The organism is Pseudomonas sp. LBUM1664 (genome assembly GCF_059695895.1).
In genome coordinates this window covers 439,083-453,040 of sequence record NZ_CP166791.1, presented here as the reverse complement: position 1 = coordinate 453,040, position 13,958 = coordinate 439,083, and the positions used below count along the sequence as shown (strand labels likewise).

Sequence of the window (13,958 nt, the reverse complement as noted above, 5' to 3'; positions counted from 1 at the left end):
TCATTCCTTGTATTGTTGCAGATCCCGCCAGGTCAGGTACACCCGCAGGTCGAATTCCAACTGGTGATAGCCCGTCAGCATGTGCTCGCAGAGTTGGTAGAACGCCTTGTTGTGGTCTGATTCCTTGAAGTGGGCCAGTTCGTGCACCACGATCATTTTCAGAAACTCAGGCGCCGCGTCCTTGAACAGCGAAGCGATGCGGATTTCTTTCTTGGCCTTGAGCTTACCGCCCTGCACCCGTGAAACCGCCGTGTGCAGGCCGAGGGCACGGTGGGTCAGGTCCAGGCGGTTGTCGAACAGCACCTTGTCGATGGCCGGTGCGTTACGCAGGTACTGTTGCTTGAGCTCCAGTGCATAGCCGTACAGGGCTTTGTCGCTCTGGACCGGATGCCGGCCGGGATAGCGCTGGTGCAGGTAATCGCCCAACCGATCCTGGGCAATCAATTGCTGCACTTGTGCTTGCAGGGCGGCGGGATAGGCCTGGAGGTATTTGAGCGCGGTCATCGTTCGGTAACACAGTCACAAAAGACAGCCAGTGTAGCGAATTCAGGCCTGCACCGCGCTCCAGTCGAAAGGCTTGGCGAAGGCATTGGTGTCTTCGGCCACCAAGGGTCGCGCTACGAGGAACCCCTGCACATACTCACAGCCATGGGCCTTGAGCCACTGATATTGCTCCGGTGTCTCGACCCCTTCGGCGATCACTCGCAAGCCCAACTGTGTGCACAAATCGATCACCGAGGCGGCCAGCGCTGCATCCCGGTGCGAATCTGGCAGGCGGGCGATCAAATGTCGGTCGAGTTTGAGGGTATCGAGTTCAAGGTCGCGCAGATGCGCCAGTGAGCACGGCCCGGAACCGAAATCATCCAGCGCCACCCGTACCCCGAGGTGACGCAGCAGCCGCAGTTGCTTATGGGTTTCGTCGGGGTTGCGCATTAACGCATCCTCGGTCACCTCGACCTCCAGTTGCCGGGGCTTCAAGGCATGGCGCTCCAAGACCTGGCGCAATTCGGTCACCAGGTTAGGCATGCCGAACTGGGTGCTGCTCAGGCTCACCCCCAGCACCAGATCATCAGCAAATATCCGTTCCCAGACTTTGCGCTGGGCCGCGCTGCGATGATAAATCCAGCTGCCCAACCGGCTGATTAACCGTGCCTCCTCCAGCAACGGCAGGAACAGCCCCGGTGGCACATCGCCGACACTCGGGTGCTGCCAGCGCAACAGCGCCTCGAACCCACGGATTCGCCCATCGCTGATGCTCACCTGGGGTTGATAGACCATATTGAAGTCACGGTTCTCGATGGCCGAGCGCACGCTTTCTTCAAGCATCAGCCGTGAACGGGCTCGACCGTTCATTTCGTGATCATAAAAACGGTACTGCTGACGGCCGGCCCGCTTGGCTTCGTACATCGCAATGTCGGACGCCCGCAGCAAACCATCAAGATTGGCACCGCAGTCCGGATACGTCGCAATGCCGATACTGGCCCCCAGCGCCACGTCCATGCCTTCGATCTGCTGGCAGAGCGAAACCCGCTCGATGAGTTTCTCGGCAATCTTGGCCGCTTGCTCCGGGAGTTCCAGGTCCAGCAGGGCCGTGAACTCGTCACCGCCGAGCCGCGCCAGGATGTCGAACGGGCGCAGGCACGCCTTCAGCTGTTCCGACACCCAGCGCAATACCCGGTCTCCGGCGTCATGGCCCAGCGAGTCATTGACCCGCTTGAAGCCGTCGAGGTCCAGGTACAGCAGCACCCAGTTGCTTTCCAGCCGTTCGCTGCGCATCAGCAGGTTTTCTGCGGTCTGATAAAACCCCCTGCGGTTGAGCAAACCGGTCAGCGGGTCAGTGACGGCCTGGTATTCGAGTTGCTGGTGCAGGTGGCGAACCACCGACATGTCCTGAAGTGTCACCACCATGGCCTTCTGCTCCGAGGGCAGCGGCGCACAGGACAACGCCACCGACACCTGCTGGCCCGGCGCGGTGCGCAGCACAGCATCGTGCAAACGCCAGGTTTCGCCACGGCAATAAGCGGTATGGATAGCAGAATTGGCCCACTCGGGGATGTGCGGTTTCTGCAGGAAATCCAGGAACGGCCTTCCCTGCAACTGCTCAGCGGTGGCATTGAGCAGACGGCAGGTAGAAGGGTTCGCGAAGCGGATACAACCGTTCTCATCCACCACGAGGATCCCTTCAGCGGCGTTGTCCAGCACCGAGGCGTTGAAGGCCCTGGCGGCTTCCAGGTCCTGGCTCAGACGCTGCAAGGCCCGGCGATTGCGCTGATGCTCCAGCAACGCATGGACCTTGGGCTTGAGGATCTGCGGATCGAAGGGTTTGAACAGGTAATCCACGGCGCCACTGGCGTAGCCCTTGATCACCGCATCCTGGGATTGCTCATTGGCGGTCAGGAAAATGATCGGCGTAAGCCGCGTGCGCTGGCTGCCGCGCATCAGGCGCGCCACTTCGAAACCGTCCATGTCGGGCATCTGAACATCCAGCAAAACCAGATCGATGTCGTGTTCGAGCAGCAGATTAAGGGCCTCGATGCCCGAGGCCGCGGTCATGACTTTCCAATCCTGACGCTGCAACAACGCTCTCATGCTGAGCAGGTTTTCAGGGTAATCATCAACAATCAAAAGGACGGAACTATCTTCGCCAAGCGTTGGTTGCGCGCATTCCATGCTGCTTCTCTTATCGGGGCGCCACGTCCGTTTTGCGGCGCAAAGCGGACAAATACTGTGATCTCACTCTAGACCGGGATTGCAAAAAGCAGTAGGTGTCATCGCGCCATCATCAGACAAAGCCCGAAATAGCCGACTAACGGTCACCCACCTCGGGCACAGAAACTGCAACGACACCAACGTCGGGCAATTGACGTCAATCATCCGACGTTCGGACATCAAAATGTCTCCCTCTTGCGCTATCAATACGTTCGCAAAGCGCGAGCTAGAGCCTCTTGCTGGACGTTAATTATTTTTACCCCCTCTATAAGGAGCTGATCATGATCGATCTCGCCACCTGGAACTTGAGCATTCCCGAAGGCAGCCCTCCGGCGACCATCGCAACCTCTCAACTGGTGAATGGGTTCAAGGACCAATACTTCAACTCCGAATCCGGCACCCTGTTCTTCTGGACACCCGTGACCGGCGCCACGACTGACAACGCCATTTATCCGCGCAGCGAACTGCGGGAAACCTACAGCGACGGCACCCAGCACAATTGGTTGTACTCAGCGGCGGACAACAAACTGCGCGCGACCCTGACCGTCAACCAGGTGCCCAGCACCGGCAAGATCGTGATTGGCCAGATCCACGCCAAAAACAGCACAAGCCCCATGGTGAAACTGGAATACCAGTACAAAACCTACAGCTCTACCGGCAACATCGTCGCCAAGGTCCGCATGAAGCCCGACGACGAATCGGGCCAGGTCATCACCATCGCCACGGGGGTGAAACTTGATCAGTCCTTCTCTTATCTGATTCACCTCAGCCCTGCCGGCGCCCTGACCATTAACGCGGCCGGTTACGAGTGGGCCACCACTGTCGGCACCACCTGGAGCGACAAGCCGCTCTATTTCAAGGCGGGCGTGTACGTGCAGGACAACACCGGCTACACCAGCGAAGGTGGGAAAGTGACGTTCAGCCTGCTGGATATCGATCACAACCTTTGATCCGCTTCAAGGCGCCTCAGCAGCATGGAACGCTGCTTGCCCTGGCGTCTGAACGTCTTTGGCATGCGCCTCTCATGTGCCATCGAAAGCGGTAAAGCGACAGCTGTCATATCGCCATCGTTCAAAAAAAAATCGCACTTACCGACTAACGGTCGACCATCTCGGGCACCAAAGCGGCAAACACAACTCTGACGGACTGTTGACGCCAGCCCTCCGCCGGATGAACGCGAAAAAGTTCGATCCCGCCCCCTCTTGGCGTCTGCGAAAGCGCGTCCTAGAGCCTCCGGCTGTGGCGTGAATCATTTCTTCTGTACAGAAAGGATCCGAACATGGTCGATCTTGCAACTTGGAACCTGAGCATTCCCGAAGGCAGTCCGCCGAAAACCATCGAAACGCCTCGGCTGCTGGATGGATTCAAGGATAAATATTTCAATTCCGAAGGCAGCACGGTGTATTTCTGGTCACCGGTCACCGGCACCAAGACTGAAAACGCGATCTATCCGCGCAGCGAATTGCGAGAGACCTACAAAGACGGCACCTTGCGCAACTGGCTGTATCCCGATGCCGACAATCAATTGAGTGCAACCCTGGTCGTCAACCAGGTACCCAGCAGCGGCAAGATAGTGATCGGTCAGATTCATGCCAAGGACAGCAGCAAACCCATGGTGAAACTGGAGTACCAGTACAAGGATGCCAGCGACACCGGCAACATCGTCGCCAAGGTCCGCATGCACCCCGATGACGATGAGGGTCGGGTTATCACCGTCGCCACCGGCGTGAAACTTGATAAGTCCTTCAGTTACCGGCTCCACCTTGATCGTACCGGCGACCTGGGTATTACTGCGGCGGGTAATAGCTGGTACACCACCGTCAGCGCCAAATGGAAGGTCAAGCCGCTGTACTTCAAGGCTGGGGTGTACGTGCAAGACAACAGCGGCTATTCCAGCGAAGGCGGGAAAGTGACGTTCAGCAAGCTGGATATTGATCACAACACTTAAAAAGTGCTTCCGAAAATCTCGTAGGAATTCACCCACCGTGGCGAGGGAGCTTGCTCCCGCTGGGCTGCGAAGCAGCCCTCTCTTTTCGTTAGACCTGCCGCATGCCCCGGTTTTACGGCGGCTGCGCCACCGAGCGGGAGCAAGTACCCTCGCCACAGGGGGTTGTGGACGTCCTACAGGTCGGTTGTTGCCCCCAAAATCCCCTCCTATAGTTGGGTCCGTCTGCTGGCTTTGGTCAGCGGCAGGGTTTCGCAGCCCTAGTGAGTTAGAATCATATCCGTCAAAAATCGACATAGGCAATTCTTGCCTACGTTTGGCTTTTTATGGCGGCTGTGTGTGGGAGACCTTCGGGTCTGCCGAGTTCCTAACTCCTCGGTCTGCGAACCCGCACACGGCTGCCACCCAATTTGTTTCGCAGCAAACGGTGGCAAATACTTTTCTTGAGTTAGAGATTTGTCATGAAAACCGAACAATTGCTCAGCCGCTTCACCCCAATCGCCACCACCCAACCCATCCTGTTCATCGACAGCACAGCCCCACTGACCGAACTCCACGCTTGCGCCAGCGAGCGCCTGCATGCCACCCTCGATTACCTGACGCTCATGGCCTGTGCCACTTTGCGCGATTCGGCCGAAAACGACGTCAACACCATCACCAACATCGCCCGGATCATGGTTCAGGACATTTCCGATATATTTGGGGTGATTGAGCAGCGTGGGCTTGAGATGGGCCGTTGATATCAGATGCCCATCGTCTGGCTGCACCCGACCATTTAAGATACCCGCATCATCGACAGTCCCCATCTAAGGAAAACGCCGCTAAGAGCGGCGTTTCTCTTGAGCTTCATTGATGAGCCAAAAATTAAAAGCTTCCAGTTCAAAGTTAAATGAAAAGCATCGTCGCAATTTGCGTAACTTTGGTAATGGTATTTGGCGCTTAAATGTTTTTGTCGATGAAAGCGGCTATCTTCTCCTTTTTTTGGAATCCGAGCATAGAGGCTAAGAGTTGGCCGTTTTTGAATATTGCCAGATTCGGCACGGCATCAATCTGATAATATTTCGGGGTCTGATTAATGTCGATGCTCATCCAGTAGACATCCAGTCTTCCAGCATACTCTGAAGCGATTTTCGAGATACTAGGATCCATAAGTTGGCATGGACCGCACCACGGAGCCGTAAAGAAGACCAACACCGGAAGTTGGGACTGAAGCACTTTAGCTTCGAAATCATCATCAAGAGTGTATTTAAAATACCGACATATAGACCTCTATATCATATCGAACGGATATAGAAAAGGACGGATTTTAATTTATACAAATCAGCCCTCTTTTTCACAGAGTCTAGACCGCGCCCACCTCAAACACACCTGTAAGAACTAACAGTTCTTTAGATATTTTCGCGATAGAAAACCCGCCTCCAGCGAAAAAATGATCACCGGCATCAGCTCGCTATGTATATTTTTATCCTCCCATAATTACAAAAAAGCATAAAAAACTGTCGGATTTTACAGGTGAAAAAACCAGCACCTGTAGCTACCCTCATTAGACCAACATAATGAAACTGGGACCCCCCATTGCTTTTCACTTTATTTGTAACCCGACCCGCTGGCACTATGGCGCTATACACGGGCTATTTTTGAAATGGAGAACCTCATGAACGACGAAGAACTGACGCGAAAACTTGCCGCGTTACGAGCACAGCTAAACGACTTAGAAGCATCGGAAAAACCGGCGCTTGAAGAAGAATAAAGAATAGTAGAAGGCAAGCGGCGACTAACAGACCTCATACCCTCTTATACCTTGAAATACCTCGATAATAATTCGACAGAAGAAGATGAAGCAAAATTATTGATATCTGACTATAAAGCTGTGCGGGACGCCTACCAAATCCACGTTAATAATTTTCATAAAAAAAACGATGAACTCGCACAAAAAATCACCTCAATCGAACAACAACTCATCAAAATTTATGGCCACAGGCAAAAGCAGCCCAGCGCTCATGGTTAGTCAGCCCCATATAAAAACCCGCTTCACGCGGGTTTTTATATCTCTCAACGCGGGATACTTAATTTACTTAACGTTCACCTCACCTTTCAAATATCGCCGGTACATCGCTTCCAACAAGATCGGCTTGATCTTCGAAGCATTACCCGCAGTCCCAAACGCTTCATAACGAACATACACACTTCACACCAATGGCTTGCGCCTGAACCGAGGCGCAACCGAGTCATACAATGCGGCAAGCCGTCCAGCATCCCACTCCACCTGCATGCCCTTTAACAGCTCCCCCCCGATACAATGTCCATTGATGACTGGATAAGGGGACGAATTTATTAGTTTTGAGCAGCTTGGTCCTACTCATCATGCTCCACCAGCTCCGCGAGAGACATGAGGTCAATCCGCCTGTCGACGATTTCCAACGTCATCCCAAGCATCAACACGACCCGAAACAGGGTGTAAACCGCCATGTGTTCACCGGCCTCAAGACCAATAATCGTTTTACGGTTGCAGTTCGCTTTGTCGGCAAGCCGCTGTTGGCTATAGCCCTTCGCACGACGTAGCCTACGTATTCTCTCGCCAAGGTTTAGGATGATCAAAATGTTACCCATAGCGGACTTTTAAGGTGATCAATTTGATTATGTCCCTTATAGCGGACATTTCCACAGCACGTCTGCCAACCCCCAGGCAAATCCCGCGCATAAAAAAACCCGCACCACTCTGCGGGTTTTTTTGACACTTGAAGTTTAGTTAACCTTAGCGTTCAACTCACCTTTCAGATACCGCTGATACATCGCTTCCAACGAGATCGGCTTGATCTTCGAAGCATTACCAGCCGTCCCAAACGCCTCATAACGCGCAATACACACATCACGCATGGCCGTCACGGTCGCGCCGAAGAACTTACGCGGATCGAATTCGCTCGGGTTGGTGGCCATCAGGCGGCGCATAGCGCCGGTGGAGGCCAGGCGCAGGTCGGTGTCGATGTTGACCTTGCGCACGCCGTACTTGATGCCTTCGACGATTTCTTCAACCGGCACGCCGTAGGTTTCTTTGATGTCGCCGCCGTACTGGTTGATGATCGCCAGCCACTCTTGCGGAACCGAGGACGAGCCGTGCATCACCAGGTGGGTGTTGGGGATGCGCTTGTGGATTTCCTTGATGCGGTCGATGGCCAGCACGTCGCCGGTGGGCGGCTTAGTGAACTTGTAGGCGCCGTGGCTGGTGCCGATGGCGATGGCCAAGGCGTCGACCTGGGTTTTCTTGACGAAGTCGGCGGCTTCTTCCGGGTCGGTCAGCATCTGGCTGTGGTCCAGCACGCCTTCGGCGCCGATACCGTCTTCTTCACCGGCCATGCCGGTTTCCAGCGAGCCCAGGCAACCCAGTTCGCCTTCTACCGAAACGCCGCAGGCGTGGGCCATGGCGACGGTCTGTTGGGTGACGCGCACGTTGTATTCGTAGTCGGTCGGGGTCTTGCCGTCTTCGCCCAGGGAGCCGTCCATCATGACCGAGCTGAAGCCCAGTTGGATGGAACGCTGGCAGACGTCAGGGCTGGTGCCGTGGTCCTGGTGCATGCACACCGGGATATGCGGGAATTCTTCGATCGCCGCCAGAATCAGGTGACGCAGGAACGGCGCACCAGCGTATTTGCGGGCGCCGGCCGAAGCCTGGACGATCACCGGGGAGTCAGTCTTGTCAGCGGCTTCCATGATGGCGCGCATCTGCTCAAGGTTGTTGACGTTAAAGGCTGGGACGCCGTAGCCGAACTCGGCTGCGTGGTCCAGCATCTGACGCATGCTGATAAGTGCCATTGTGTGTGTCTCTCCCGGTCGAGGGTCGTTAATCGTGCCAGCCTGCCGGAGCGGCGGCGGCTATTCAAGTCATTGCGGATCGGGGGAGGCCCCGGTCTGCTTGTTCGGTGTTGCAAAAATCTTATGTCTTGCACAAATCCACATTGGATCTCTGTGAATCAAATCAATCCTGTTACTGCGCCTTACAGCCGCGGCCAATCAAGTCATTGGTGGCGACCCAGTACACCAGGCCTTCCTCGCCCTGGACGTGAAACGCCAGCATGTCATTGCTGTACAGCGAGCCCGATGCGCCCAGCTCTTGCTTCAGACGATAAACCTGATCGGCACCGCCGAGGCGCACATCGACTTCCTTGCGCGAGGCATCGGTGTAGCGCCAGAGCACTTTGGCCTCGCTGTCGCAGGTCCAGGTCGTCCAACCGCTCACCGGCTCGGACGAGTGCAACATATTCAACTGCGCACAACCGGCCAGCAATGCCAACGCCACAACGGCGATCAAGCCTTTCATCCGTATTCCTCGACCGACGGCGCACGCCGCCAGCCATGAGTTAAAGAGTCAGACCCGTCAAGGACAACCATGTTCCTTGGCCGGGGTTTGCGTCTCGTATTTGTCCTGGCCGTCCGGCCCCAAGCGCTTGTTCAGCACCGGGTTGGTCTCGGCCTGCCATTGGGCCTGGTAGCAGCCGTCTTCCGGCGTCGGTGTCGAGGGCTCCGGTGCCGTGGCCTTCGGGCTGCCAGAGCAGGCCGCCAGCATCGTAGTGGCCATTAGCAACGTGAACGTCTTGACCATCAGCACACTCCTTTGCCTGATCAACTAGCCTTACGCCTTGGCCCGGCTTTCCAGCACTTCCACGGCTGGCAGCACTTTGCCTTCGACGAATTCGAGGAACGCGCCACCACCGGTAGAAATGTAGGAGATCTGGTCGGCCACGCCATATTTGTCGATGGCCGCCAGGGTGTCTCCGCCGCCAGCGATAGAGAATGCACTGCTCTCGGCGATGGCCTGGGCCAATACCTTGGTGCCGTTGCCGAACTGGTCGAACTCGAACACACCGACCGGACCGTTCCACAGGATAGTCTGGGAAGATTTCAACAATTGGGCAAAGTTGGCTGCAGTTTGCGGGCCAATGTCGAGGATCATGTCGTCCTCAGCCACGTCGGCGATCAGCTTGACGGTAGCGACAGCGCTTTCAGCGAATTCCTTGGCAACGACGACGTCCACCGGCAACGGTACGCTGACCTTGGCGGCGATTTCCCGGGCAGTGTCCAGCAAGTCTGGCTCATACAGGGATTTACCGACCGGGTAACCGGCAGCGGCGAGGAAGGTGTTGGCGATGCCGCCACCGACGATCAACTGGTTGCAGACCTGGCTCAGGCTGTTGAGCACGTCGAGCTTGGTGGACACCTTGGAGCCGGCAACAATGGCCGCCATCGGCTGGGCCGGGGCGCCCAGGGCCTTGCCCAGCGCATCCAGCTCGGCGGCCAGCAGCGGGCCGGCGGCGGCAACTTTGGCGAACTTCGCCACGCCGTGAGTCGAACCCTCGGCACGGTGGGCGGTGCCGAAAGCGTCCATCACGAACACGTCGCACAGGGCTGCGTATTGCTGGGCCAGTTCGTCGGCGTTCTTTTTCTCGCCCTTATTGAAGCGCACGTTTTCGAACAGCACAACATCGCCGGCCTTCACGTCTACGCCACCCAGGTAGTCAGCCACCAGCGGCACGTCACGGCCCAGGGCGCGGCTCAAGTAATCGGCCACGGGCTTGAGGCTGTTCTCCGCCGAGAACTCGCCTTCGGTCGGACGGCCCAAGTGGGAGCAGACCATCACGGCCGCGCCTTTTTCCAGGGCCAGCTTGATGGTCGGCAGCGAAGCCAGGATGCGCGCGTCGCTGGTGACAACGCCGTCCTTGACGGGAACGTTGAGGTCTTCGCGGATCAGTACGCGCTTACCTTGCAGATCGAGGTCGGACATCTTCAACACGGTCATGGGTCGCAATTCCTGGGTAACTGTTTAGAGAGCAGGTTTGTTAGAAGCAGAAAGCAAAGTCGCTGTTTGCAGATAATGTTCAGCAACGTCCAGCATTCGGTTGGCAAAACCCCATTCATTGTCGAACCAGGCCAGGATGTTCACAAGGCGCGGGCCGGACACACGGGTCTGGCTGGCATCGACAATGGCCGAATGCGGGTCATGGTTAAAATCACAACTGGCATGAGGCAACTCGGTGTAAGCCAGAAGGCCTTTGAGCGGGCCACTGGTAGCGGCTTCGCGCAGGATCCGGTTGACCTCGGTGGCGTCGGTATCGCTCACGGTCTGCATCGTAATATCGAGGCAAGACACGTTGACCGTCGGCACCCGCACGGCTTTGGCCTGAATTCGCCCCGCAAGTTCCGGCAGCAGCCGCTCAATGCCGCGTGCCAGACCAGTGGACACCGGGATCACCGACTGGAACGCCGAACGGGTGCGGCGCAAATCTTCGTGGTGATAGGCGTCGATCACCGGCTGATCGTTCATCGCCGAGTGGATGGTGGTGATCGACACGTATTCCAGGCCAATGGCCTGGTCGAGCAGGCGCAACAGCGGCACGCCGCAGTTGGTGGTGCAGGACGCATTGGACACCAGCAGTTCGTCGCCGGTCAGGCAATCCTGGTTCACGCCGTAGACGATGGTGGCGTCCACATCCGCTTCGCTGGCCATCGGCTGGGAGAACAGCACCCGTGGCGCACCGGCCGCGATAAAACGCTGGCCGTCTTCGCGGGTGTGGTAGGCGCCGGAGCATTCGAGCACCAGATCGACGTCCAGGGACGCCCAATCAATGCCTTCGGGGGTGGCACTGCGCAGGACTTTCACGCAATCACCATTAATGTGCAGACAATCGCCCTCGACCCGCACTTCACCGGGAAACCGGCCGTGGGTGGAGTCAAAGCGTGTCAGGTATTCGATGCTGGCCATGTCGGCCAAGTCGTTGATGGCCACAATCTCGAACCCGGCCCTGGCCCCTCGTTCAAACAGCGCACGCAAGACGCAACGACCAATCCGGCCGTAGCCGTTGAGTGCAACTTTGTAGGGACGCGGTTGGGGCATGGGGTTCTCGATTACCGTGGTCAATCCTTCAGTCCAGTATTGCCTGAACCATCGCCTTCGCGAGCAAGCCCGCTCCCACATAGGATTGCGTTCCAATGTGGGAGCGGGCTTGCTCGCGAAGGCGACAGCTCAAATAACGCAACGTTGGATCAGTCTTCCAGCAGCTCTTCAGCCTGACCCAGAATGTTTTCCAGGGTAAAGCCAAACTCCTCGAACAGCGCCGGCGCAGGCGCCGATTCGCCGTAGGTGGTCATGCCGATCACGCGGCCTTCCAGACCCACGTACTTGTACCAGTAATCGGCGTGAGCGGCCTCGATGGCGATCCGGGCGCTGACCTGCAGCGGCAATACCGCCTGCTTGTAGCCGGCGTCCTGGGCGTCGAACACGCTGGTGCAAGGCATGGACACAACGCGCACGTTGCGGCCCTGCTCGGTCAGTTTGTCGTAAGCCTGGACGGCCAGGCCCACTTCGGAACCGGTGGCGATCAGGATCAGTTCGGGCTCGCCGATGCAGTCCTTGAGCACGTAGCCGCCACGGGTGATGTCGTCGATCTGGTCGGCGTCGCGGTTTTGGTGCTGCAGATTCTGGCGGGAAAAGATCAGCGCCGATGGGCCGTCGTTGCGCTCGATGGCGTATTTCCAGGCCACCGCCGATTCCACGGCGTCGCATGGGCGCCAGGTGTCCAGGTTCGGCGTGCAGCGCAGGCTCGCCAGTTGCTCGATCGGCTGGTGAGTCGGGCCGTCTTCGCCCAGGCCGATGGAGTCGTGGGTAAACACGAAGAGCACGCGTTTTTTCATCAGGGCCGACATGCGTACTGCGTTGCGGGCGTATTCCATGAACATCAGGAAAGTGGCGCCGTAAGGCACCAGGCCACCGTGCAAAGCCACGCCGTTCATGATCGCGCTCATGCCGAACTCGCGAACGCCGTAGTACATGTAGTTGCCGCTGGCGTCTTCAGCGCTGACGCCTTTGCAGCCTTTCCACAGGGTCAGGTTGGAACCGGCCAGGTCGGCCGAACCGCCCAGCAGTTCCGGCAGCAGCGGGCCGAAGGCGTTCAGGGTGTTCTGGCTGGCCTTGCGGCTGGCGATGGTTTCGCCTTTGGCCGCGACTTCAGCGATGTAAGCCGAGGCTTTTTCGGCGAAATCGGCTGGCAGCTCACCGCTGAGGCGACGGACCAGTTCATTGGCCAGCGCCGGGAACTCGGCGGAGTAGGCCGCGAAACGCTGGTCCCACTCGGCTTCGACCGCACGGCCTTTTTCCTTGGCATCCCACTCGGCATAGATGTCGGCCGGGATTTCGAACGGACCGTGGTTCCACTTCAGCGCAGCACGGGTCAGGGCGATTTCCTCGGCACCCAGTGGCGCGCCGTGGCAGTCTTCCTTGCCTTGCTTGTTGGGCGAACCGAAACCGATGGTGGTCTTGCAGCAGATCAGGGTCGGCTGCGCGCTCTTGCGGGCGGTCTCGATGGCGGTCTTGATTTCTTCCGGGTCGTGGCCGTCAACGTTGCGAATCACCAGCCAGTTGTAGGCTTCGAAGCGCTTGGGGGTGTCGTCGGTGAACCAGCCTTCGACTTCGCCATCGATGGAGATGCCGTTGTCGTCGTAGAAAGCGATCAGCTTGTCCAGGCCCAAGGTGCCGGCCAGGGAAGCGACTTCATGGGAAATGCCTTCCATCATGCAGCCATCACCGAGGAACACGTAGGTGTGGTGATCGACGACGTTATGGCCTGGGCGGTTGAACTGCGCGGCCAGGACTTTTTCCGCCAGGGCAAAGCCCACGGCGTTGGCCAGGCCTTGGCCCAGCGGGCCGGTAGTGGTTTCCACGCCTGGGGTGTAGCCGTATTCCGGGTGGCCCGGGGTGCGGCTGTGCAGTTGGCGGAAGTTTTTCAGGTCATCGATCGACAGGTCGTAACCGGTCAGGTGCAGCAGCGAGTAGATCAACATCGAGCCATGGCCGTTGGACAGCACGAAGCGGTCACGGTCGGCGAACGACGGGTTGCTCGGGCTGTGCTTGAGGTAGTCGCGCCAAAGCACCTCGGCGATATCCGCCATACCCATGGGGGCACCGGGATGGCCGCTGTTGGCTTTCTGCACGGCATCCATGCTGAGGGCACGAATGGCATTGGCACGCTCACGACGGCTGGGCATCGCTGATCTCCTGCGGGTATTGAAACGAGAATGAATAAAACGAAACTGAAAAAAGGCGAGCATTTTCCCTCACCCACCCGCCTCGGGGCAATGAAAGATAGTCATCCAGAGGCGTTTTTCCGGTGGATAAAGTCGCATTCGCCAGGTGAAACCTTTCCGCTGATGGATTGTAGAGTTAAGCACGTCCCGGGAAGTGCCATTTATCGAGCAATATCAAAACTTTTTGATATTGACCTTGCGATGATCCAGACCCCTCACTAGACTGCGGCCC

Annotated in this window: 14 protein-coding genes and 1 pseudogene; 4 read left to right on the top strand and 11 right to left on the bottom strand. The window is 57.4% G+C overall.

Annotation, left to right across the window (positions count from 1 at the left end; genetic code table 11):
• Together ACA047_RS02170 and ACA047_RS02165 are read right to left on the bottom strand one after the other, a co-directional pair.
• Positions 1-504, bottom strand: coding sequence for a YgjP-like metallopeptidase domain-containing protein (locus tag ACA047_RS02170; protein WP_497356297.1), 504 nt, complete (start codon positions 502-504; stop codon positions 1-3).
• A gap of 42 nt (positions 505-546) precedes the next feature.
• Positions 547-2,670 carry a putative bifunctional diguanylate cyclase/phosphodiesterase gene (locus tag ACA047_RS02165; RefSeq protein ID WP_497356295.1) on the bottom strand — a complete coding sequence of 708 codons (2,124 nt, stop codon included), beginning with the start codon at positions 2,668-2,670 and terminating at the stop codon, positions 547-549.
• A gap of 320 nt (positions 2,671-2,990) precedes the next feature.
• Between ACA047_RS02165 and ACA047_RS02160 the strand changes: the two genes are divergently transcribed.
• The 3 genes from ACA047_RS02160 to ACA047_RS02150 all read left to right on the top strand — a co-directional run bounded on the left by ACA047_RS02160 (position 2,991) and on the right by ACA047_RS02150 (position 5,394).
• Positions 2,991-3,659: a polysaccharide lyase family 7 protein gene (locus ACA047_RS02160; RefSeq protein WP_497356293.1), complete on the top strand. Its 669-nt coding sequence runs from the start codon at positions 2,991-2,993 to the stop codon at positions 3,657-3,659.
• A gap of 329 nt (positions 3,660-3,988) precedes the next feature.
• Entirely contained in the window at positions 3,989-4,657 is a 669-nt protein-coding gene (locus ACA047_RS02155; protein ID WP_497356291.1) for a polysaccharide lyase family 7 protein, read from the top strand.
• Positions 4,658-5,115: 458 nt separating this feature from the next.
• The gene (locus tag ACA047_RS02150) at positions 5,116-5,394 is read left to right on the top strand and encodes a fructose-bisphosphate aldolase (RefSeq protein WP_497356289.1); all 279 of its coding nucleotides are present in this window, start codon (positions 5,116-5,118) and stop codon (positions 5,392-5,394) included.
• Positions 5,395-5,593: 199 nt separating this feature from the next.
• Here the strand turns inward: ACA047_RS02150 and ACA047_RS02145 are convergent, their stop codons facing one another.
• The 9 genes and pseudogenes from ACA047_RS02145 to tkt form a co-directional block, all read right to left on the bottom strand.
• Positions 5,594-5,917 carry a thioredoxin family protein gene (locus ACA047_RS02145; RefSeq protein ID WP_497360204.1) on the bottom strand — a complete coding sequence of 108 codons (324 nt, stop codon included), beginning with the start codon at positions 5,915-5,917 and terminating at the stop codon, positions 5,594-5,596.
• Between the two features lie 808 nt (positions 5,918-6,725).
• Positions 6,726-6,830 (bottom strand): annotated as a pseudogene (locus ACA047_RS02140) (class II fructose-bisphosphate aldolase); the annotation flags it as partial.
• Between the two features lie 179 nt (positions 6,831-7,009).
• On the bottom strand, positions 7,010-7,264 hold the full coding sequence (locus tag ACA047_RS02135; RefSeq protein WP_497356287.1) for a helix-turn-helix transcriptional regulator: 255 nt from the start codon (positions 7,262-7,264) through the stop codon (positions 7,010-7,012).
• A gap of 135 nt (positions 7,265-7,399) precedes the next feature.
• Complete coding sequence (gene fba / locus ACA047_RS02130) at positions 7,400-8,464, bottom strand: class II fructose-bisphosphate aldolase (protein WP_003177554.1); 1,065 nt, start codon at positions 8,462-8,464, stop codon at positions 7,400-7,402.
• Between the two features lie 172 nt (positions 8,465-8,636).
• Positions 8,637-8,969 carry an MliC family protein gene (locus ACA047_RS02125; RefSeq protein WP_497356284.1) on the bottom strand — a complete coding sequence of 111 codons (333 nt, stop codon included), beginning with the start codon at positions 8,967-8,969 and terminating at the stop codon, positions 8,637-8,639.
• A gap of 57 nt (positions 8,970-9,026) precedes the next feature.
• Positions 9,027-9,251, bottom strand: coding sequence for a hypothetical protein (locus ACA047_RS02120; RefSeq protein ID WP_497356282.1), 225 nt, complete (start codon positions 9,249-9,251; stop codon positions 9,027-9,029).
• A gap of 30 nt (positions 9,252-9,281) precedes the next feature.
• A complete protein-coding gene (locus tag ACA047_RS02115; protein ID WP_497356280.1) occupies positions 9,282-10,445 on the bottom strand; it encodes a phosphoglycerate kinase in 1,164 nt (387 codons plus the stop codon).
• A gap of 24 nt (positions 10,446-10,469) precedes the next feature.
• Positions 10,470-11,540 (bottom strand): erythrose-4-phosphate dehydrogenase, encoded by a 1,071-nt coding sequence (gene epd / locus ACA047_RS02110; protein ID WP_497356278.1) that lies wholly within the window; start codon positions 11,538-11,540, stop codon positions 10,470-10,472.
• Between the two features lie 149 nt (positions 11,541-11,689).
• On the bottom strand, positions 11,690-13,687 hold the full coding sequence (tkt, locus tag ACA047_RS02105) for a transketolase (protein ID WP_497356276.1): 1,998 nt from the start codon (positions 13,685-13,687) through the stop codon (positions 11,690-11,692).
• A 30-nt stretch (positions 13,688-13,717) separates the two neighbouring features.
• Between tkt and ACA047_RS02100 the strand changes: the two genes are divergently transcribed.
• On the top strand, positions 13,718-13,948 hold the full coding sequence (locus ACA047_RS02100; RefSeq protein ID WP_497356274.1) for a hypothetical protein: 231 nt from the start codon (positions 13,718-13,720) through the stop codon (positions 13,946-13,948).
• Positions 13,949-13,958 lie beyond the last annotated feature (10 nt).

What these genes read in the sequence shown, in the direction of transcription:
- ACA047_RS02170 (WP_497356297.1), bottom strand. Translation starts at nt 504, where the DNA reads ATGACCGCGCTCAAATACCTCCAGGCCTATCCCGCCGCCCTGCAAGCA.
- ACA047_RS02165 (WP_497356295.1), bottom strand. Translation starts at nt 2,670, where the DNA reads ATGGAATGCGCGCAACCAACGCTTGGCGAAGATAGTTCCGTCCTTTTG.
- ACA047_RS02160 (WP_497356293.1), top strand. Translation starts at nt 2,991, where the DNA reads ATGATCGATCTCGCCACCTGGAACTTGAGCATTCCCGAAGGCAGCCCT.
- ACA047_RS02155 (WP_497356291.1), top strand. Translation starts at nt 3,989, where the DNA reads ATGGTCGATCTTGCAACTTGGAACCTGAGCATTCCCGAAGGCAGTCCG.
- ACA047_RS02150 (WP_497356289.1), top strand. Translation starts at nt 5,116, where the DNA reads ATGAAAACCGAACAATTGCTCAGCCGCTTCACCCCAATCGCCACCACC.
- ACA047_RS02135 (WP_497356287.1), bottom strand. Translation starts at nt 7,264, where the DNA reads ATGGGTAACATTTTGATCATCCTAAACCTTGGCGAGAGAATACGTAGG.
- fba (WP_003177554.1), bottom strand. Translation starts at nt 8,464, where the DNA reads ATGGCACTTATCAGCATGCGTCAGATGCTGGACCACGCAGCCGAGTTC.
- ACA047_RS02125 (WP_497356284.1), bottom strand. Translation starts at nt 8,969, where the DNA reads ATGAAAGGCTTGATCGCCGTTGTGGCGTTGGCATTGCTGGCCGGTTGT.
- ACA047_RS02120 (WP_497356282.1), bottom strand. Translation starts at nt 9,251, where the DNA reads ATGGTCAAGACGTTCACGTTGCTAATGGCCACTACGATGCTGGCGGCC.
- ACA047_RS02115 (WP_497356280.1), bottom strand. Translation starts at nt 10,445, where the DNA reads ATGACCGTGTTGAAGATGTCCGACCTCGATCTGCAAGGTAAGCGCGTA.
- epd (WP_497356278.1), bottom strand. Translation starts at nt 11,540, where the DNA reads ATGCCCCAACCGCGTCCCTACAAAGTTGCACTCAACGGCTACGGCCGG.
- tkt (WP_497356276.1), bottom strand. Translation starts at nt 13,687, where the DNA reads ATGCCCAGCCGTCGTGAGCGTGCCAATGCCATTCGTGCCCTCAGCATG.
- ACA047_RS02100 (WP_497356274.1), top strand. Translation starts at nt 13,718, where the DNA reads ATGAATAAAACGAAACTGAAAAAAGGCGAGCATTTTCCCTCACCCACC.